Origin of the sequence: Vibrio sp. MarTm2 (genome assembly GCF_027587055.1) — a bacterium.
Lineage (GTDB): Bacteria > Pseudomonadota > Gammaproteobacteria > Enterobacterales > Vibrionaceae > Vibrio > Vibrio sinaloensis_D.
The window spans coordinates 214,836-235,062 of record NZ_JAPPTK010000006.1; the positions used below are offsets into that span (position 1 = coordinate 214,836).

General features: G+C 45.3%; 16 protein-coding genes. 7 read left to right on the forward strand and 9 right to left on the reverse strand.

What is annotated here, in order from left to right; translation table 11 throughout:
- Positions 1-10 precede the first annotated feature (10 nt).
- The 6 genes from OH458_RS13920 to OH458_RS13945 form a co-directional block, all read right to left on the reverse strand.
- Positions 11-229, reverse strand: coding sequence for a DUF2835 domain-containing protein (locus OH458_RS13920; protein WP_269978758.1), 219 nt, complete (start codon positions 227-229; stop codon positions 11-13).
- A gap of 90 nt (positions 230-319) precedes the next feature.
- Complete coding sequence (gene pepN, locus OH458_RS13925; protein WP_269978759.1) at positions 320-2,926, reverse strand: aminopeptidase N; 2,607 nt, start codon at positions 2,924-2,926, stop codon at positions 320-322.
- Positions 2,927-3,156: 230 nt separating this feature from the next.
- Entirely contained in the window at positions 3,157-3,819 is a 663-nt protein-coding gene (locus OH458_RS13930; RefSeq protein WP_038141466.1) for a hypothetical protein, read from the reverse strand.
- Positions 3,820-3,951: 132 nt separating this feature from the next.
- A complete protein-coding gene (gene prc / locus OH458_RS13935) occupies positions 3,952-5,949 on the reverse strand; it encodes a carboxy terminal-processing peptidase (RefSeq protein ID WP_269978760.1) in 1,998 nt (665 codons plus the stop codon).
- A 17-nt stretch (positions 5,950-5,966) separates the two neighbouring features.
- Positions 5,967-6,596 carry an RNA chaperone ProQ gene (proQ, locus tag OH458_RS13940; RefSeq protein WP_038141462.1) on the reverse strand — a complete coding sequence of 210 codons (630 nt, stop codon included), beginning with the start codon at positions 6,594-6,596 and terminating at the stop codon, positions 5,967-5,969.
- Positions 6,597-6,694: 98 nt separating this feature from the next.
- On the reverse strand, positions 6,695-7,168 hold the full coding sequence (locus tag OH458_RS13945) for a GAF domain-containing protein (protein WP_038141458.1): 474 nt from the start codon (positions 7,166-7,168) through the stop codon (positions 6,695-6,697).
- Positions 7,169-7,259: 91 nt separating this feature from the next.
- On the opposite strand from OH458_RS13945, the gene OH458_RS13950 reads away from it, so the two are divergent.
- The 4 genes from OH458_RS13950 to rsmF all read left to right on the forward strand — a co-directional run bounded on the left by OH458_RS13950 (position 7,260) and on the right by rsmF (position 14,493).
- Entirely contained in the window at positions 7,260-9,056 is a 1,797-nt protein-coding gene (locus tag OH458_RS13950) for an ABC transporter ATP-binding protein (protein WP_269978761.1), read from the forward strand.
- Positions 9,057-9,089: 33 nt separating this feature from the next.
- Positions 9,090-10,355 (forward strand): paraquat-inducible protein A, encoded by a 1,266-nt coding sequence (locus OH458_RS13955; RefSeq protein WP_043887336.1) that lies wholly within the window; start codon positions 9,090-9,092, stop codon positions 10,353-10,355.
- Positions 10,348-12,981: a PqiB family protein gene (locus OH458_RS13960; protein WP_269978762.1), complete on the forward strand. Its 2,634-nt coding sequence runs from the start codon at positions 10,348-10,350 to the stop codon at positions 12,979-12,981. Before OH458_RS13955 ends, OH458_RS13960 begins: the two co-directional genes overlap by 8 nt.
- 87 nt (positions 12,982-13,068) lie before the next feature.
- Positions 13,069-14,493 (forward strand): 16S rRNA (cytosine(1407)-C(5))-methyltransferase RsmF, encoded by a 1,425-nt coding sequence (gene rsmF, locus OH458_RS13965; protein ID WP_269978763.1) that lies wholly within the window; start codon positions 13,069-13,071, stop codon positions 14,491-14,493.
- 191 nt (positions 14,494-14,684) lie between these two features.
- On the opposite strand, the gene OH458_RS13970 is transcribed toward rsmF, so the two are convergent.
- A complete protein-coding gene (locus OH458_RS13970; RefSeq protein WP_005475575.1) occupies positions 14,685-15,518 on the reverse strand; it encodes a CvfB family protein in 834 nt (277 codons plus the stop codon).
- Positions 15,519-15,607: 89 nt separating this feature from the next.
- Between OH458_RS13970 and OH458_RS13975 the strand changes: the two genes are divergently transcribed.
- A complete protein-coding gene (locus tag OH458_RS13975; protein ID WP_038141444.1) occupies positions 15,608-16,993 on the forward strand; it encodes a hypothetical protein in 1,386 nt (461 codons plus the stop codon).
- Here the strand turns inward: OH458_RS13975 and OH458_RS13980 are convergent.
- Both OH458_RS13980 and OH458_RS13985 read right to left on the reverse strand, forming a co-directional pair.
- On the reverse strand, positions 16,962-17,441 hold the full coding sequence (locus tag OH458_RS13980; RefSeq protein ID WP_038186821.1) for a PaaI family thioesterase: 480 nt from the start codon (positions 17,439-17,441) through the stop codon (positions 16,962-16,964). The genes OH458_RS13975 and OH458_RS13980 overlap by 32 nt on opposite strands.
- Positions 17,442-17,552: 111 nt before the next feature.
- Entirely contained in the window at positions 17,553-18,440 is an 888-nt protein-coding gene (locus OH458_RS13985; RefSeq protein WP_269978764.1) for a putative PEP-binding protein, read from the reverse strand.
- A gap of 211 nt (positions 18,441-18,651) precedes the next feature.
- On the opposite strand from OH458_RS13985, the gene OH458_RS13990 reads away from it, so the two are divergent.
- Both OH458_RS13990 and OH458_RS13995 read left to right on the forward strand, forming a co-directional pair.
- On the forward strand, positions 18,652-19,701 hold the full coding sequence (locus tag OH458_RS13990; protein ID WP_039628062.1) for a 3-deoxy-7-phosphoheptulonate synthase: 1,050 nt from the start codon (positions 18,652-18,654) through the stop codon (positions 19,699-19,701).
- A gap of 23 nt (positions 19,702-19,724) precedes the next feature.
- Positions 19,725-20,210: a YajQ family cyclic di-GMP-binding protein gene (locus OH458_RS13995; RefSeq protein ID WP_005475578.1), complete on the forward strand. Its 486-nt coding sequence runs from the start codon at positions 19,725-19,727 to the stop codon at positions 20,208-20,210.
- Positions 20,211-20,227 lie beyond the last annotated feature (17 nt).

Here is a 20,227-nt window from a genome sequence, read left to right on the forward strand (position 1 = left end):
AATCAGTCGCTCACAGAACTTCTAACTTGAGAAACTTATTATTTTGGTCAGTTGTTAAACGAAACTGCCCTTTTACGCCAATTTGACTAAGAAATGGTCTGAACTTGGTTGCAGGTAATTGTAGACGTAACCCGTTGTCAGTAACGACTAAAACACTGCTTGCAGCACCATTGTAGTGAGCAAGGAAAGTTTGATATGAGATGTTTAAGGAGAAGTAATAGTAGTTCATGGTCAATAAAGTAACACTTTTGGTACCAACCGAAAAATACTGTACAAATAAACAGTAACACATAACTGTGCTACTGTTTTAACCAGTCGATTAAGCTTCGAGCGCTTTTGTTACTTTTTCGAAAAGGTCTTTTGCCAAGTTGTCCATTGATTTAAGCGCTTCAAGCTCAGCTTTTATCAAGGCTTGACGCTCTTCATCGTATTTACGGAACTTCAGCAACGGATCAATCAATCGAGAGGCGACTTGCGGGTTACTACTGTTCATCTCTTTGAGGATCTCACCTGCAAACTTGTACCCTTCGCCCGTTTTCGCATGGAAACGCACTGGGTTCATGTTTAGGAACGAACCAATCAAGCTACGAGTACGGTTTGGATTCTTGAGACTGAATGCTTCATGATTCATTGTCTCTTTAATCACTTCCAACACGTTATCTGCCGGATAACAGCCTTGTAGCGCAAACCACTTATCCATAACCAGACCATCGTGCTTCCATTTATCGCTGTAATCAGCCATCAAGGTTTCACGACAAGGGAGTTGTGCGCTGTTTGCTGCTGACATCGCTGCCACAGTATCGGTCATATTATTGGCTTCGAAGTACTGTTTTTCTGCCAATCGATTACCTTGCTCTGTGTACGCCAAATACGCTAACGCTGTATTACGCAACGAGCGCTTGCCAATTGCAGGGTGATCCACTGTGTACTCAGCTTGATTCAAACTGTGGTACAACGCTGTCAACTCGTCTTCAAGTTCTGTCGCCAGTTTCACCTTAATTGCTTTAAGAACGCTCGCCACCGCGTCAACGTCTACGGTTTTGTACCAGCCAGACACTTCATTGTGACTCGGAACTGACATCATTTCCGCAATGAAGGCAGGTTCAAGAGAATCAGAAAGCAGAACACCTCGGAACGCATCGATCAGTGATTCAGGCAAGACGACTTCCTCACCATTTTGCACAGCCGTCACATTACTACGAATGTATTTCGCAAGCAGCATCTGCCCTGCATCCCAGCGTGCAAACTCGTTGCGCGCGTGAACCATCAAAAAGATCAGCTGTTCATCACTGTAATCGTATTCTAGAATAACAGGTGCTGAGAACTCTCTTAGCAATGACGGAATCGGCTCTTCATTTACGTTTTCAAACACAAACGTCTGCTTGTCTTCTGTTACGTCTAGGACGTTATGAACTTTTTCACCGTTACGGCGTAACTCAATAACATCACCATTCGCGGCATACAGTTCCACATCGAAAGGAATGTGTAACGCTTGCTTCTCTTTTTGTTCGTGTGTCGGCTCTGTCGATTGAGAAATTGTTAGTGCATAAGTCTTCTGGTCTGCATCGTAAGTGCTTTCCACAGAAACGGTTGGTGTACCTGACTGGCTGTACCACAAGCGGAACTGTTTCAAGTCTACGCCAGAAGCATCTTCCATTGCCGCAACAAAGTCTTCACAGGTTGCAGCAGTACCGTCATGACGCTCAAAGTACAGCTTCATGCCCGCTTGGAAACCTTCTTCACCTAGTAAAGTGTGCATCATACGAATAACTTCACTGCCCTTTTCATAAACGGTTAGGGTGTAGAAGTTATTCATCTCGATCACTTTTTCAGGGCGAATCGGATGAGACATCGGACTCGCATCTTCAGCAAACTGAGGACCACGAATGATTCGGACATTGTTGATTCGGTTTACTGCGCGAGAACCTAAGTCAGAGGAAAACTCCTGATCGCGGAATACGGTTAAGCCTTCTTTTAAGCTGAGTTGGAACCAATCTCGACATGTAACTCGGTTGCCCGTCCAGTTGTGGAAATATTCGTGACCAATAACCGCTTCGATACCTAGGTAGTCTGTGTCTGTTGCGGTCTTCTCATTAGCTAAAACATATTTAGAGTTGAAGATGTTGAGACCTTTGTTCTCCATTGCGCCCATGTTGAAGAAATCAACCGCCACAATCATGTAGATGTCTAGGTCGTACTCTAAGCCGAAACGTTCCTCATCCCACTTCATGGAATTGATTAGCGAGGTCATCGCATGTGGCGCGCGATCAAGGTTGCCTTTATCAACGAAGATTTCTAGCTCAACATTGCGGCCAGATTGCGTCACATATTGGTCGCGCAGAACATCAAAGTCACCCGCGACAAGTGCAAACAAGTAGGCTGGTTTTGGGTGCGGATCTTGCCACTGAACCCAGTGACGGCCGCCTTCAAGATCACCTTCTGCAATACGGTTACCGTTGCTCAACAAGTATGGGTATTGCGCTTTTTCTGCGATAACCTTTGTAGTGTACTTGGTCAACACATCTGGGCGGTCTAAATAGTAGGTAATGCGACGGAAGCCTTCAGCTTCACATTGCGTACAAAATGCACCGCCCGACTTGTACAAACCTTCTAACGCGGTGTTCGCTTCCGGATCAATTTCAGTGACAATGGTGAGTTCGAATTCTGCAGGAAGTGCGTTAAGCACCAGCGCGCCTTCCACTTCTTGATAATCTTCCCAAGCAGTGCCATTTACAGAGACACTAACCAGTTTGAGGCTTTCACCATCAAGGCGCAGTGATGCCTCGTCTGTGAGTTGTTTTACTTGTGAAACGGCGGTAACGATCGTTTCTTTGTCATGCAAATCAAACGTCAAACCCAAATCAGTAATGGTGTGTGACGGTGATAAATAATCTTTACGATACTTGGCTTGTGGAGTCTGAGCCATGTCGAAATCCTTCTGACTGATACTAATGAAGACACTCACATTCTATGAGTGGGGCGAACGATAAAAGATTCTCATCCGCAAAGTGGCAGTTAGCTTACAACTCTATGTGCAAAAAAACGAGGTATTCTCTACAAATACCTCGTTTTTTGCCTATTGTTCAAACATAAATCAAACTATATGGCTACAAAAGCGTCGTTCGTCATATAAAATGACTATCATATCCTTGGTGATCACCGTATTCTATTAAGCACCGCGTACATACCACCTTCTTCACCTTCTAACGTTAGGACGTCTCGATTGAGTGTGTAACGTGTGTCGTGCTCACCATCTTCATACAAAAGAACCAGTTGATCCCCTTCCGTATAGTAGACACCTTGATGAACAGCCTCATCACCATCTTCGTTAGCCACGCGGAAGGTAAAAACAAAATCGGGCTGAAGGACCAAATCCATTCTTCGAACGTCACTAGCAAGCAAATCATCACCAGCAAGATGCTCACTAGACCACATACCGGCAAGAGAATTAGAAAGCGCTTTGGTAAAGGTCACACCATTTAGGTTAAGCAGATTGTGATTGGCTGAATACTGGTACACTTGAGGCTCAGATGTATTGAGACCAAGAATGATGGTGTCATCGTTAGCGTTGTATAGCCCTTCCCAGTGATCTACCGAGTAGTCCTTTTTCTGTATATCAATAACAAAACTGTAGTTTGAATTGAGTGAGAGCTTAATCGCTAGAAAGTTTTCTTGAGAGTTTTCTGGGTTAGGATTGATTAAGTACCAGTCCCCTAATAAAAACGGCTGATCAAATTGGGTAAGATCCGCATTGTCTTTGTTTTGATTTGCAGACGCAGTTAGGCTAAAAAGCAAGCAAAAAAGTCCGAACCATTTCATAACATACCCTCACTCTTTTTCTTTAAGCTTAGGCAGATTCGTACTATTTGGCTAAAAAATTGATCTAAATCACATTAATTATTGGCATAAAAAAAGCGAGCCACGTGGGCTCGCCTCTCTAAGCGGTTGAAACTACGATTTAATCATATCTACCGTAATCGCGACAGCTTCATTCAAGTAAGCGTCTGGCGCTTCATAATCTTTAGGGATATCGTCCAAAGATTTGAATTCTGCTTCACCTTTTGCTTTCTGACGTTGGTTAATTCGTGCTAGACGATCAGCGTCAGATTTATCTGCTTCGGCTTTGCGAACTTTTTCATTCAAAGAGAGCGTATTGTCATCTTTCTCTGCCTTGTACTTTTCAATGTCCTCGGCAATGAAACGAAACTCCAAGTCTTCCGCAATTCTTGCTTGGTGCTTAGCGCTTAACTCGCTGATAAGCTTTTCGTTACGTCGTAACACATCATATTTTGCCTTGTCGATACTATCCCACGGCAACGCATTGTCTTCTACGCTCTCGCCTGTTTCACTAGGATCGACTGCCGTTGGAAAAGCAATATCCGGTGCAACACCTCGATTTTGCGTACTACCACCATCTATTCGATAAAACTTTTGGATTGTGTACTGCACATAGCCCAGCTCTTTGTCGAACAAATCATAGATGTGATTTAACGAGCGATGCTGTTGAACAGTCCCCTTACCAAAAGAGTTCTCACCCAATACTATTGCACGTCCGTAATCTTGCAACGCCGCAGCAAAAATTTCAGAAGCTGATGCACTGTAACGGTTCACCAAAACCGTCAACGGTCCTTCGTAGCTAATCTTACCGTCGGTATCGCTATTAACATTCACTCTACCGTAGCTGTCTCTAACCTGTACCACTGGGCCACTGGTAATAAACAGCCCGGACAACGCCGTCGCTTCCGTTAACGCACCACCGCCATTGTTGCGTAAATCAACAACAATACCGGCAACGCCTTTCTGTTTGAGTTCACTAATCAGCTTATCCGTATCTTTTGCAAGACCAACGTAGAAACTTGGAACTTCAAGCACCCCAATTTTCTTACCATCTTGTTCGATAACTTCCGCTTTCACTGCACGATCTTCAAGTCGAATCTTATCTCGTACGATGGTGATCACTTCCGCTTTGCTATCTTTACCTTCTGGTAGAATTTGTAAGTTAACTTTGGTGCCTTTCGGGCCTTTGATCAGTTGCACGACATCATCTAGACGCCAGCCAATCACATCAACGACTTCTTCACCATCTTGTCCGACACCGATAATCCTGTCACCTTCGGCAAGTTGCTTGCTATTGGAAGCAGGTCCACCAGCAACCAATGAGCGAATGACCGTGTAATCATCTGTCATTTGCAAAACAGCGCCAATACCCTCAAGAGACAGGTTCATTTCAGTTTGGAATTGGTCGGCGCTACGAGGGGAAAGGTAACTCGTATGAGGATCGACTTCACGAGCAAACGCGTTCATGTAAAGTTGAAACGCATCTTCGTTGTGAGTTTGACTAAGGCGTTTAAGCGCATTGTTGTAACGCTTGCCAAGGACATCTTTGATTTCATCCCAGTCTTTACCCGTCATCTTCAAGTTGAGCGCGTCATATTTAACACGTTTGCGCCACAACTCGTTTAGCTCAGCAGTGCCTTTCGGCCAAGCAGACTCACTGCGATCAAGCTCGATAGTCTCGTCGGTATCGAACCTCATCTCTTTGTCTAACAAAGACAAAGCATATTGGAAGCGTTCATAACGACGTTTCATGGATAGATTGTACGCATCAAAGGCAATCTGGTTTTCACCCGACTTCAACTGATCATCAATGCCCAGGGCCAGTTTATCTAGTTGGTCAATGTCAGATTGAGTGAACACATTGCGATTGTAATCAAGCATCCCAATATAGCGGTCAAAAATCGCTTTTGAGAACTGATCATTCAACGTGAAGTGTTTGTAATGGGAACGAGTAAAGCGAGAGGTAACACGCTTACTTGCTGTGGCGTGCTGAGCTTCCGGTGCTAATGTGGGTAAATCTTCTAGACCAATCTTTGCTTCTAGAGCTTGGGCTGAAGACGCTGCTAGCCATAAGCTAGCAGCAATCAGCGACAGTTTTGAACGGCATTTCATGCGTAGGAGACTCTCCTTTATGCGCGTAGGTGCTCCGCTTTCACAACCATTTGTAGGCCGTTAGACAGTTGAACACGCACATCTTCCTTATTGATTTCAACGATAGTCGCAGCCATATTTCCTTTGCCCATGTTCACGTTTACTGCGTTGCCAACTTTCACTTCGTCAGCAGTCAGAGCGCGTGTTTCCACTGGCTTCTTGGCTTTTTGCGGCTTGTTTTGTTGTGGGCGACGGCTTTGAGGCTTCTTCGCAGCCGGCTTAGCTTTCGCCTTACCCTCTTCGCGCGCTTTTTGAGCTTGCTCTTTACGACGAGCTTGAACTTTCGCTTTACTTTCAGCTAATGCTGTTTTTGCATGTTCTACGTGTTCTTCTTCAAGTTCACCCGCTGGGTTACCATCTAAATCAACACGTACTGCACCAGGTTTTACACCGTGTAGGTAACGCCATGATGAAGTGTACTGTCTTAACGCTGCACGAAGTTGTGTTTTACTCACTTTTGGATCGTCACTTAGACGTTCCGCAAGATCTTGAAAAATACCAATTTTAAGTGGCTTTGCTTCACCTTCTAAAGTAAAGCACTTAGGGAAACATTCAGCAATGTATGCAATGATTTCTTTGCTGTTTTTTAACTTTTCAGTGTTTTCCATGTGGGTTCCTGGTTATTGCGGACTGTCCGCGAGCATTAAGATAAATATTTCAGGTATTATAGTGACCTGCATGGGAAAAACCACAGTGAAAAGCCAATTTATGCCTTGATAGCGTGTGAATTGAGCAGCTTTTCTACTTCTGCCATTAAAAACGTCAGTCCTTCTTCGTCGATCTCACTAAAACGACCAACCACAGGGCTATCGATATCTAATACGCCAGCAACCTCACCCGAGATCGAAAATGGAATCACGATTTCAGAGTTACTTGCTGCATCACACGCAATGTGCCCTTCAAATTGATGAACATCATAGACGCGCTGAACACTGTTCGTTGCGACTGATGTCCCGCACACCCCGCGCCCTACTGGGATTCGGACACATGCAGGGTTCCCTTGAAAAGGACCGAGCACCAACTCTCCTTCTTTCATCAAATAGAATCCGACCCAGTTGATGTTGTCGAGTTCCATGTTAAGCAAGGCGCTCAAGTTGGCTAAGTTAGCAATCAGGTCTTGCTCGCCTTCAAGTAGTGCGACGGCTTGTTTGGTTAAACGTTGATACTGTTCTAATGTCATAGTGACTGCTGTTCCGTTTGAATTTAGAGACTTCGTTAATGAATTTACGTACAATTCCATAAACCATTAAATAGTAAGCATTCTCATTATAATGAATCCTAGTAACAACACTATTAGCCGTTCTTGGTTGATAAGACAAGTAAAATTACACAAGTCTAAACTCGTGTTTGCCAACATCATCGCCATCATAGCGACGTTAATCAGTGTCCCGATCCCACTTTTAATGCCACTGATGGTTGATGAGGTCCTTCTCAATCAACCTGCGAGTGGCGTTGCGGTTATGAACTCAGTGCTGCCGTCTGCATGGCAAACGCCAACAGGCTATATTTTCCTAACTCTTGCGTTAGTGATTGTAATGCGAAGTGCGAGCCAAGCGTTGAACATCCTGCAAAGTCGCCAGTTTACTTTGGTGTCAAAAACCATCACGTTTCAAATGCGAAGTAAGATGATCGATAAGCTCGGTCGCATAAGCATTCGTCAATATGAAACCCGCGGTAGTGGCGGCATCAATTCTCATCTCGTCACTGACGTCGAGACAATTGATCAATTCATAGGCTCTACACTGAGCAAGTTTTTAATCAGCCTGTTCACTGTTATCGGTACCGCTGGCGTCCTGCTGTGGTTAGATTGGCGCCTAGGTCTGTTTATCTTGTTGGTCAACCCCATTGTTATCTATTTTTCTCGCAAGTTAGGGAGCAAAGTTAAGCACCTTAAAAAGAAAGAAAACCAGTCGTTTGAACACTTTCAAAATCGACTCGTCGAAACATTGGATGGTATCTATCAGCTTAGGGCCGCGAATAGAGAGCGCGAGTTTCTCAATGAACTAAAGCAACAGGCTAATGCTATCCGTATTGATGCAGATAAGTACGCGTGGCAATCTGAGGCAGCAGGAAGAGTGTCTTTTTTGCTGTTCTTGCTCGGATTTGAACTGTTCCGCGCCGTTGCCATGTTAATGGTGCTATTTAGTGACCTCACTATTGGGCAAATCTTCGCTGTATTTGGTTATCTTTGGTTTATGTTAAGTCCGGTTCAGGAGCTGCTCGGCATCCAATTCTCTTGGTACAGTGCAAAAGCAGCGCTTGGCCGAATCAATCAATTGCTTGAGCTTGAGGAAGAACACCGCCCTATAAGTAAAGTCAATCCATTTAGTACTGAATCCGATGTAGATATCAAGCTCGAGAACATTAGCTTTTCATACAACGAAGAAAATGAAGTATTAAGAAATCTGAGCTTGCACATTCCAGCGGGAAAAAAAGTAGCGTTGGTCGGAGCGAGCGGCGGCGGAAAATCAACCTTAATTCAGTTACTCATTGGGGTATATCGTGCCAACTCTGGAACCATTCGCTTCAATGATGAAACGGTTGAAGATATCAGTTTTGAGGTAATCCGCGATCAGATAGCAGTGGTTTTACAACAACCTATACTCTTTAATGACACTTTAAGGCATAATCTAACGCTTGGCGCGCATTACGATGACTTGAAGTTATGGCATGCGTTGGAAGTGGCACAGCTACACGATGTCATTGAACAGCTCAGTGACGGGTTAGAGACACAGATAGGACGAAGCGGCATTCGTTTATCTGGCGGGCAGCGCCAGCGACTAGCAATTGCTCGGATGGTATTGAGCGATCCAAAATTTGTGATTCTCGATGAAGCCACGTCAGCGCTAGATACTGCAACAGAAGCGGCCTTGCATAAAGCATTGACCGAGTTCTTACAAGGACGCACGACGTTGATTGTCGCTCATCGACTTTCAGCAGTTAAACAAGCTGACCTCATTTATGTTTTGGAAGATGGTCAGGTGACACAAACGGGTACACATGGTGAGTTGGTTGAACAACAAGGCTTATATCAAACCCTGTATGGCAGCGTACAATCGCACGCCTAAAACTCAACTCGCCACTATTAATAGAGGGTGGTTATGAATCACCCTCCTCGAATAAAACCGCAATATCACCAAACTCAAGTGAAATCACTTCGCCTTTGCCAAGGGTGTGAGTTACCCGTTGATACTTTCGCCCTCGAAAAGGGTAAAAACGCATACTGTCCCCGCTGCGGAACGCAATTGTACCGAGGGGGCAATCCTTCACTTTCTGGCAATTTGGCGATCGCGGTAACTTGTCTACTGCTTTTTATACCCTCACATTTTTTCAACTTCATCAGTATTCGCCTGTTTGGTGTCATGATTCCTGCAACGCTCCCTCATGGAGTATGGACCTTGATGCAAGAAGGGTTTGTCATGCTGGCTTTATTGATTTTTTTCTGCAGTTCCATTGCCCCGCTGATTCTATCAACCTCGGTTGTTGTCGCTCATATCGCGGTTCAACAGCGAGCATTCCGTGCACTCAAGTATTCGCTAGCCTTAATTCAACACCTTAAAGCCTGGGTGATGATTGATGTTTTCCTTATCAGCGTGGCTATTTCGTGTTTTAAACTTCAAGATTATTCAGACATATTTGTTGGCCCTGGGTTGATTGGATTGGTTTTACTTCAGGTAGCAACGGTTTTATTAGTGACTCGAGTTAGCGTACGTCGTTACTGGGAAGAATATATGCCAGAGCGTATGCTGCCGATGAAGAACAAAACGCTACACTGTCACAGTTGTCACCTCTCTCAACCAGAAGGTGAGCACTGTATTCGTTGCCATAACCCGATCCATCACCGGAAACCCAACTCTATCCAAAAGACTTGGGCCTATTTGTTTGCTGCTTCTATCGCCATATTCCCAGCAAACTTTATCCCGATTTCAATCTTGATGACCAACGGAAAACGATTAGAGGACACTATTTTTTCTGGTGTTGCTGGTCTGGTTAAAAATGGAATGCCTGGTATTGCCGCGATTATTTTTATCGCCAGCATAGTTGTACCTGTGGCTAAGATTCTTGGCCTGAGTTACATCCTTCTCGCGATCAAGTTCAAGCGAAGCATCTTCCACAGGCAACGGATGATCATCTATTTCGTCGTTAAATGGATTGGTCGTTGGTCGATGATGGACCTGTTTGTTATTTCCATCATGATGACTCTCGTAGACCGTGGGCAAATTCTTGATTTCACCCCAGGCTTTGGCGCAGTTGCGTTTGGCTTGGTGGTAATATTTACTATGCTGGCAGCAGAAAGCCTAGATCCCCGCTTGATTTGGGACAACTATAAGCAACCATCGAACAATAGAGAATCGATAAATGAGTAACCCTTCCCCGTCACAAAATTCGTACTCACCCGACGTCAAGAAGAGTCGCGGTATCTCCCCCTTATGGTTGTTGCCTATTCTCACCGTCATCTTAGCTGGGTGGTTGGTTTTCAAGGCCATTCAAGATGCGGGCGAAAGGGTTCAAATCTACTTCTCGGAAGCCTCTGGCTTGATTGCGGGAAGAACCACCATTCGCTATCAAGGCCTTGAAGTGGGAATGGTCAGAGACATCAACTTAGCGAAAGATCTTCAAAGCATCTACGTCGAAGCGGATATCTACCCTGAAGCAACCAAACTGCTTAACGAAAACACTCGTTTTTGGATGGTCAAACCAACCGCGAGCCTTTCTGGCATATCAGGGCTAGATGCATTAGTTTCGGGTAACTATATCGCGATATCTCCGAGTGACGAGCCCGGCGATCCCGAGACTGTTTTCCGTGCGTTAGATAGAGCACCTGCGGATTTGCTAGCAGAGCAAGGATTGTCAGTAACGCTACGTGCCCGAGACTTAGGTGGCGTTTCCATAGGGTCGAAGATTGTCTATCGGAAGATTCCTATCGGTGAAGTGTACAGTTATCAACTTGATGACGAGGCAAAAAATGTTCTTATTAAGGCCGCCATCAAAGAAGAGTATCGCCACATTATCACCGGTGATAGCCGCTTTTGGAATGTCAGTGGCATCGGCACAAAAATTGGTTTCGACGGTGTCGACGTTCGATTGGAAAGCATGAGCGCGCTTATTGGCGGCGCTATTGCCGTTGACTCTCCTGAAGGGGGCGAGCCCATTGGAGATGATACGGTATTTCGCCTCTACCCAGACTTAAAAACGGCCGGACGCGGTATCGCCGTTAAGATCCAATTGCCGGATGACAATAACATCAGTGCATCAGGTGCCCCTATCATGTACCGCGGCATAGAAATCGGCCAAGTCACCGACCTACAGCTTAGAGATGAACGGAAAAACATCGTTGCATTTGCGGCGATCCAACCTGCTTTCAGCGATATACTGACATCAGGGTCGCGTTTCATTCTAGAGGAAGCGACCGTGTCACTTTCTGAAGTTAAAAATCTATCCAACCTAGTAAAAGGCAACTTCCTGACCATCGTACCCGGTGAAGGCAAGCGCACAAGAAACTTCACCGCAATTCGTCAGAATGATTTTGACCGCCAGCAAGCCCGTTCAATAGAGGTTAAGCTGCTTGCCGACAACTCATTCGGGTTAGATAAAGGCGCGAACATCCTGTACAAAGGAATATCGGTCGGCTCCGTTGCTGGCGTGAAGCTCGTGGATGACAAAATCCATATCGACACCTTAGTGGATGCCGAATACGCTCACCTCATCAAATCTAAAAATCGCTTCTTTGTAACAGGCAGTGCAAGCGCAGAGCTTACTGAATCTGGCTTAAACATCAATGTTCCACCCGCCAAGCAACTACTGACAGGCTCGATAAGCTTTGTCAGCGAAGGGGAGAACTCAGCCAAAGAGAGCTACCAGCTTTATCAAAGTAAATCATTGGCTGAGTTGGCCAAATATAACTTGTCAGGTTCTTCGAAATTAACGCTCTTTGCTCCAGAACTTCCTCCCGTAAGCAAGGGAAGCCCTCTGCTCTATCGCAACCTACAAGTGGGCACAATTGCCGATTTCCATCTTGCCGATGGTGGCGTGATGATTTCTGCCAGCATAGAGAACCAATACAAACACTTGGTTACTGAACAAACCGTTTTCTGGAATCGCTCTGGCATCGAGGTCGACGCGGGATTGTCTGGCGTGAGCGTTAAAGCTGCACCATTAAAATCTCTTATCCAAGGTGGTATCGCCTTTGATTCATTACCCGGCGTAGAAAACAAACAAAACGGCAAGTGGGTACTCTACAAAGATTTCAAAACGGCACGTAAGTTTGGTCAGGTTATTACCCTCTCTCTTAGCGGAGAAAACTCGCTCACTCAAGGAACCGACATTAAATACAACGGAGTAAAAGTCGGTGAGGTTACACTGGTGACGCCTCGATTCAATAGCAATAAAGTGGATATCAAAGCGCGTATTTTGCCCGAGTATGCGAGCAAAATTGCGGTCAGCGGATCTTACTTTTGGTTAGCAAAAGCAGAGGTCAGCTTAAGTGGAGTACGTAATCTAGAGAACTTGATCAGTCAGACCATTAGCGTCAGCCCAGGTAAAGGTAAGGCAGCCACTCAATTTGCCTTACACACGCAAGAGCCAGCGCTAAAAGGAGTGACGTTCACTCTTCAAAGCGAGACACGCGGCTCGATTGCCAAGGGGACGCCTGTACTCTATCGAGAAATTGAAGTGGGCAGCGTGACTGGAGTTGAGCTTGGAGAGTTCGCTGACCGAGTCATCACAGAGATTTCCATTCATCCTCAATACGCCTACTTGGTGCGTCAAAACAGTATTTTTTGGAATACCTCAGGACTTGACGTGTCAATTGGCATTAGCGGTGCCAACATTAAAGCAGGAACAGTAGACAGCTTAGTTCGTGGGGGTATCACGTTCGCAACACCTCAAGACAAGCAGCTTCGTCCAGTAGCGAAACAAGGCCAATCGTTCTTCCTACATGCACAAGGTGAAGAACAATGGAAACAGTGGCGCACACCGATACCTAAACCCTAACAAGACTTTTAAAACGTAGCCAACCGCTGCGTTTTTTGTTTTGATTGGTTATAATCCCTGCCCCTTTACCTCCTCAGAGATAGAACATTGCACTCTAACGTTTATCTGCCCCAAGAATTCCTTGATGAAATGGCGGCCATCATTCCAACATCATCGACTTTGGAAGAGTTTGTTGCCGCTTGCCAACGCCCCCTTCGCAAGAGCATCCGCGTCAACACATTAAAAACAACGGTTGCCGACTTCCATACTCGCGCGGACGAAAAAGGCTGGCAACTGTACCCTGTACCATGGTGTGACGAAGGGTTCTGGATTGAAGCGGATGAGAGTGTAGTTCCACTGGGCAATACTGCTGAACACATGTCCGGGCTTTTTTACATACAAGAAGCGAGCTCAATGATGCCTGTTTCTGCGCTGTTTAAATCAGACACTGATGTGTATGACGCTGTTCTCGACATGGCTGCCGCTCCTGGTTCTAAAACAACGCAAATAGCCGCAAAAATGGCCAATGAGGGTGTATTAGTAGCCAACGAATATTCGTCTAGCCGCGTAAAAGTACTTCATGCCAACATTGAACGTTGTGGAGTACGAAATACCGCATTAAGCAACTATGATGGCAGAGTGTTCGGGGGGTGGTTGCCAGAACAGTTTGAAGCAGTGTTGATCGATGCCCCTTGCTCCGGTGAAGGCACCGTTCGTAAAGACGCAGATGCGATGAAAAACTGGAGTAAAGCCTCGGTTATTGACATCTCTAACACTCAGAAAGATCTTATCGAAAGCGCATTTCACTCCCTCAAAGTTGGTGGCCACCTTGTCTACTCAACCTGTACCTTGAGCGTTGAAGAAAACCAGCAAGTTTGTCATCACTTGAAGGAGACTTTTGGTGAAGCGGTAGAGTTCGACAGCCTTGAAGATCTATTTCCAAATGCGGACAAATCACTTACGCCTGAAGGCTTTTTACATATATTCCCCCAAACCTATGATTGTGAGGGATTTTTTGTGGCACGGCTGCGCAAAGTAAGCTCGGTCGAAGCACCAAACGTTAAAAAACGCCTCGGCAAATTTCCTTTCGAGAAAGCATCAGCCAAGATCCAGCAAGATATTGAGAAGCAACTGGCCCAAACGCTTGATGTTCAGTTACCGAATGACAGTTCAGTCTGGCTACGTGATAACGATGTGTGGCTTTTTCCTAACGCGCTTGAAGCCATGCTCGGTGAGTTTAAGTTTTCACGTATGGGAATCAAGATTGCTGAAGCCCACAAGAAAGGCTATCGCTGGCAACATCAGGTCGCGACAGCACTGGCAACGGGAAACGAGCGCCAATGTGTAGTACTTAGTATTGAAGAGGCTCGTGATTGGTATATGGGGCGCGATGTACGACCAGAAGGTCAATCGGGCAAAGGGGAAGTATTCGTCAAGCTAGGTAACGATGTGATTGGACTAGGAAAATGGGTTGGAAATAGAGTTAAAAATGGCCTGCCGCGCGAATTGGTTAGAGACAAAAACTTATTTTAGTGTCTAAACCAATAGTATGAAATTCTAGTTAAGCCTCGCGAACTGACTACGATACACTACACTAAAAGATAAGAATTGTTATGTATTACACTCATTAGCGCAGGCTCTGTAGGAGCCATTCCCCTAGGCCCAAAGCAGGATAAGCTTTGGGCCATTTTTTGTCGATTGGGTTATTGCTCAATCGACAAACGTTAAGCGAGTCGAATGCCTTCTTTCTCGATAACGATTTTACCTTGTTTGTACAAACCACCGATCGACTTTTTAAATGTCCCTTTGCTGGTACGGAAAGCCGAGAAGATCGCTTCAGGTGAAGATTTATCATTCAGTGGCAAAAATCCGCCTTTCTTCTCGAGCAACTCAATAATCTTCTCGCTCAAATCGTCCATCTTAGCGACACCAACCTTTTGCAGGGAAAGATCAATCTTGCCATCTTCACGAACTGACTTAATGTAGCCTTTCAACTTTTTACCGATAAACAGCTTTCCAAATACGTCAGATTTAAAAATCATTCCCCAGTGTTGGCCTTCCACAATCGCTTTGTAGCCCAAGTCACTACGCTCAGCGATAATAAGATCAACCTGTTGATTTCGTTTATAGTTGGCGGGCGTTTTATCGAGCAGTTTGTTGAACTTCGTGGTTCCAACGATACGTCCAGACGCTTTGTCGGTGTAGACATAAACAAGAACGTTTTGACCCGCACTGAAACGCGTACGTTGCTCGCTAAATGGGATCAGCAGATCTTTCTCTTTAATGCCCCAACTCGCGAATGCACCTGTGCTATTGACACCTTCAATGGTCATCAATCCCCACTCACCAACTTGAGCAATAGGTGTTTCAGTTGTTGCGACTAACTGGCTGTCAGAATCAAAGTACAAAAAAGCATCAACGAAATCGCCAACCTTGACCCCTTCAGGGACATAGCGATTTGGAAGTAATGTCGTACCGTAATCTCCGGCATCAAGAAATACCCCAAAATCTGCTTTTTTTACTACTTCTAAGTGGTTAATCTGACCAACTTTAATCATTTCAACTGTCTCTTGTTAAATTTGCGGTGATTATAGCGAATCTCTGATATGCTTTCGCCAGTTATTGTTACTTTTTTTAGGAGCTTTCCTTGATCACCGTTGATAAGCAGGACGGCATCACTTTAAAAGTCTCTCATGCGATGGCGTCTACCAAGAAATCGACTCTCGATCTCTACTTTTTTGTGCCAGGTGAACTCGGTCTATCCTCAGATGTACTTAAAGAAAGCGAGTTTTACTACGAGTCTTTGATTCAAAAGCGCGCCTATTACAGTGACAAAACCCTTCTTCCACTCGTGCACAGCCGCTTAGCAAAACGAGGCCGACTCTCTTCTACCCAGTATCGCGTAAGTTTGAGTTTGTTTGCCTACCAATATGTTATTGCATTAGACAAAGCGGTAAACCAACTCAATAAAAACAATACCGACAGTGTCACCACAGATGAAGTGGATGAAGTCATTGACCTCGCGCTAGACATCCTAAAGAAGCTACGTAGAGGCGCCCCATACGAAGAGAACTTAAAACGCTACTACGCGAATATAGACAACTATCTCTCTTGGTACACAGGCCAACGTTTGATGTCGCTGGTGGCACACATGCCTCGTGAGGGTGACTACAAGGCCGTCAAAGAGAGTTTACTCGCCATTGTCGAAAAAGAAGCGGCGCATCGTAAGCTGAACAATTACAACTCGAAAAATGTACGTGACGACGTAACGCGTTTAAGTAACAAGATGCGCTTGCTGCGCCGATTGATCGAGCACCCCGTGGTATTGCAAGAGAAAACCCAATCCCTTGGCAGCAATATGCAGCGAATGGTCAAAGGCGGCGCGACTGGTTTTGTTATGGTCTTCGTGACGATTGCCGCGATACTAGCCCGCGATTACTGGGGAGAGATCACCGTCTCTTTCATCGTATTAATGTCCTTTGTATACGCATTACGTGAGATTTTTAAAGACGACTTGAGGGACGTGCTTTGGCGCTGGCTTCGCAAAGGGCGACCAAAGTGGCGCAAGCTCTACTTAGACCCAACCACTAAGAAAGCCGTCGGTCAGAAACTTGAGTGGCTCGACTACAAAAACTTAGAGAAACTGCCCGACCGAATTAAGAACATTCGTAAAAAGAGAGTCGTACAAAGAGAAGAAACCATCCTCCATTATCGCGCGGGGGTTGAAATGTCGACCTCTAAGTTTATGAGTGGTTATGAAGAAACCCGGGAATCACTGCTCATAAGCATGAGACCCCTAATGCGGCTTATGGATAAAGGTTCAAACAAGGTGTATGTGCTGAACAATAACCAAGTCAGCAAGGAGTCAGTGGAAAAACGCCACCTAGTCAATTTGATCGCCAAAGAAGACAATCACGATGGCGAACCGAAGTATTATCGCTGGAAGATTGTCCTCAATCGAAGCAAAATTGTTGCCGTTGAACAGATCGAGGTGGAAGCGGCTATCCACCCTTTTTCTTCAGTGAAAGAGTAAGAAGAAATTCCGCCATGGGTTCGTCTCCATGCAAAGATGGGCAAATGGCGGTTATTTTGACCGCCTGGTTTACGCGCTCGCCAGTCTTAAAGGTTTCATCGAGCATGTCGTCAATCAATTTGCCATCGTGACACACAAAATGAACGTCAGCTTCCGGTCTTTTGAGAAACTTCCCTTCTACTTCCTTAAACGCCAGAGAAACACGCTCCCCGCGCTCCTGGGCTTTACTCATCGCCATGAAACCGCCCGCCACATCGGCACCCACCGCGAGTACACCGAAATACATGCTGTTTAGGTGATTTTTTGTTCGTCGTTTCAGAGGAATTTTGATTTCAACGCTTTGATCATCCAACCTTAGGATCTTCGGTCTGCATAACCATATAAACGGTACTTTGAAAAAACCAAACCAATTGAGATACATATTGGCTTTTGCGATTGAAGTGATCATGAACTGGTCCGATTAGTTAGAATAGTCGCTTTAGTTCATAACGAACAAAGCTCAATGTCAACATTTTGTTAACATTGAGCTTTGCAAAAGGTGATATTGCTACGCTACTAGTTACAGCGTCACTACGCAATCCATCGAACCTCGCTCCAAAATATACTCTTGTATTTTGGGATATTGCGTAAGGTTAGACGAAGTGAGCAAGACTGGTTTATTGCTCGTTGTTGCCGATTTAACCACAATATCGAGAAGCTGTACGACGGCTTCGCTTTGTGGGTCAAATAGATATTCTAACGCCTCACTGATCCTATCAACGCCTAAGGTAAACTGGGCCAAGTTCTCTAGATTGATCACCACACCGTCGAAATAAGGAAGAAGCCGCTCGCAAAGAAGCGCAGCAGAAGGCACATCCACAGTGTAGAAAACTTTAAGCCCATTTAGCCCGCGAGGTAATCCTTGCTCAGCAAGGAGATCAATAACCTTTGCTGCGTCAGACAGAGCGCGAACAAAGGGAACAACGATATCGACTTGAATGCCCTCTTCCCTCATCTGTTTGATCGCTTGGCACTCTAACGCAAACGTTGAACTGAACTGGTCAGATGCATAACGAGAGACGCCTCGCAAACCTAGCGCAGGGTTTACCTCTTCGATTTCAGCGCTGCCTCCAAGTAGTGAACTGAACGCATAACTATCAGCACTGCTCAGGCTTACTCTGATGGACGCATGTTCAGGTTTGATCGCCGCTTTGACACTGGTGACCAAGGTGTCTACAAAGTGTTGCTCCAGAGACTGCCCCGCTAAGATTGCCTCTATCGAACTCTTTTCAACTTCGGAGAGGTTCTCTGTATTTTCTTTAAATTCAGGGTGATAAAAGACGTTCCCGAGAATGAGATCTGAAAATGACACATACAAATGGGTTCCATCACCACTGTCATCTGCGCTTGGAAGTGCACTACCCAAAGTTAGTGCGGGATGTAAACCGATAAAAGTCTCTACACTCATTACTGCTCCGTGCAATTTATTGTTGTTTCGTTACTTCGAACATACCCACAAGCGCAGGCTTAAACAAGGGCGAAATACATTTTTAGTTCTTGAAAGTGAATAATTTTTCATTTTTACACAAATTGAATATGAAGATTATCGATAAGTGGTTTATTCCTAGCAGCGTTTCCGTTATCTTTACCGCTTCGCAATAAAAAGAACAGGCTATGGTATGCCACTCAAAACCGATGAATTAAGAACCCAACCACTGGGTCCAATGCCAACTCCGGCAGAACTTGGGAGCGCACACCCTATTACTGATGATGTTGCAGAACGCATTGCCAACTCTCGTCGTCAAATCGAACAAATTCTTACAGGCCAAGATGAGCGACTGCTTGTCATTGTTGGCCCTTGCTCTGTTCATGATACAGATGCCGCGCTGGATTACGCTCAGCGCCTTGCTCAAACTCAAGAGCAATATAAAGACGAGTTGTTTATCGTCATGCGTACTTACTTTGAAAAGCCGCGTACTGTCGTTGGCTGGAAAGGCCTTATCACAGATCCAAATCTAGACGGCTCTTATGCTCTGGAAGCGGGCTTAAACAAAGCGCGCAAACTGCTACTCGACATCAACAAACTTGGGTTGGCGACAGCGACTGAGTTCCTAGATATGATTACCGGCCAGTACATTGCTGATCTCATCACTTGGGGGGCAATTGGTGCCCGTACAACGGAATCTCAAATTCACCGCGAGATGGCCTCTGCACTCTCTTGTCCAGTAGGTTTTAAGAACGGTACCAATGGCAACATTAAGATTGCTATTGATGCGATCCGCGCCTCTCAAGCGTCACATTACTTTTACTCTCCAGACAAAAATGGACGTATGACGGTTTATCGCACAAGTGGTAACCCGTTTGGCCACGTGATCCTTCGCGGTGGTGATAAAGGGCCAAACTACGATGTCGAGTCCGTCAATGCGGCTTGTGAGCAACTTGCTGAGTTTGGCTTGCCACAGCGTTTGGTTGTTGACTTCAGCCACGCGAACTGTCAAAAGCAGCACCGCAAGCAACTCGATGTTGCAAAAGAGCTGTGTGCTCAAATCAAGTCAGGTAAAAACCAGATTGCAGGTATTATGGCTGAAAGCTTTATTGTTGAAGGTAACCAGTCAATGGCAGACATCAACAACCTCACCTATGGCCAATCCATTACGGACCCATGTCTAGGCTGGGATGATACTGAACAAATGCTTGCCCTACTTGCTGACGCTGTAAAATCGCGCTAACTGAATCTGAGGAGTAATGAACAATGCCATCTTTTGATATTGTATCTGAAATCGATACTGTAGAACTGCGTAACGCTGTTGATAACGCATCTCGAGAGCTATCAACTCGATTCGATTTTCGTGGTGTCTCAGCCTCTTTTGAGCTTCAAAAAGACGAGTCTGTGCGAATGAATGCGGAAGGCGACTTCCAACTTAAACAGATGCGTGACATCCTACGCGGTAATCTGGCAAAACGCGGTGTCGATGCAAATGCAATGGACGCAAAACCAGAGGAAGCAACGGGTAAAAACTGGCATCAAATCATTGTCTTTAAGCAAGGTATTGAAACCGTGATGGCGAAGAAGATCGTCAAACTGATTAAAGATAAGAAGATGAAAGTCCAAGCCTCTATTCAGGGTGAAAAAGTTCGAGTGACCGGTAAAAAACGTGACGACCTCCAAGCGGTTATCGCTGTGATTCGTGAGGCAGAACTGGGGCAACCTTTCCAGTATGAAAACTTCCGAGACTAGTCTCTGAAGGTGACCAA

Coding starts and splice junctions, on each gene's coding strand:
- OH458_RS13955 (WP_043887336.1), top strand. CDS start 9,090: ATGAATCACCCTCCTCGAATAAAACCGCAATATCACCAAACTCAAGTG.
- OH458_RS13995 (WP_005475578.1), top strand. CDS start 19,725: ATGCCATCTTTTGATATTGTATCTGAAATCGATACTGTAGAACTGCGT.
- OH458_RS13930 (WP_038141466.1), bottom strand. CDS start 3,819: ATGAAATGGTTCGGACTTTTTTGCTTGCTTTTTAGCCTAACTGCGTCT.
- OH458_RS13945 (WP_038141458.1), bottom strand. CDS start 7,168: ATGACATTAGAACAGTATCAACGTTTAACCAAACAAGCCGTCGCACTA.
- OH458_RS13960 (WP_269978762.1), top strand. CDS start 10,348: ATGAGTAACCCTTCCCCGTCACAAAATTCGTACTCACCCGACGTCAAG.
- OH458_RS13970 (WP_005475575.1), bottom strand. CDS start 15,518: ATGATTAAAGTTGGTCAGATTAACCACTTAGAAGTAGTAAAAAAAGCA.
- pepN (WP_269978759.1), bottom strand. CDS start 2,926: ATGGCTCAGACTCCACAAGCCAAGTATCGTAAAGATTATTTATCACCG.
- prc (WP_269978760.1), bottom strand. CDS start 5,949: ATGAAATGCCGTTCAAAACTGTCGCTGATTGCTGCTAGCTTATGGCTA.
- OH458_RS13980 (WP_038186821.1), bottom strand. CDS start 17,441: ATGATCACTTCAATCGCAAAAGCCAATATGTATCTCAATTGGTTTGGT.
- OH458_RS13985 (WP_269978764.1), bottom strand. CDS start 18,440: ATGAGTGTAGAGACTTTTATCGGTTTACATCCCGCACTAACTTTGGGT.
- OH458_RS13920 (WP_269978758.1), bottom strand. CDS start 229: ATGAACTACTATTACTTCTCCTTAAACATCTCATATCAAACTTTCCTT.
- OH458_RS13990 (WP_039628062.1), top strand. CDS start 18,652: ATGCCACTCAAAACCGATGAATTAAGAACCCAACCACTGGGTCCAATG.
- OH458_RS13950 (WP_269978761.1), top strand. CDS start 7,260: ATGAATCCTAGTAACAACACTATTAGCCGTTCTTGGTTGATAAGACAA.
- proQ (WP_038141462.1), bottom strand. CDS start 6,596: ATGGAAAACACTGAAAAGTTAAAAAACAGCAAAGAAATCATTGCATAC.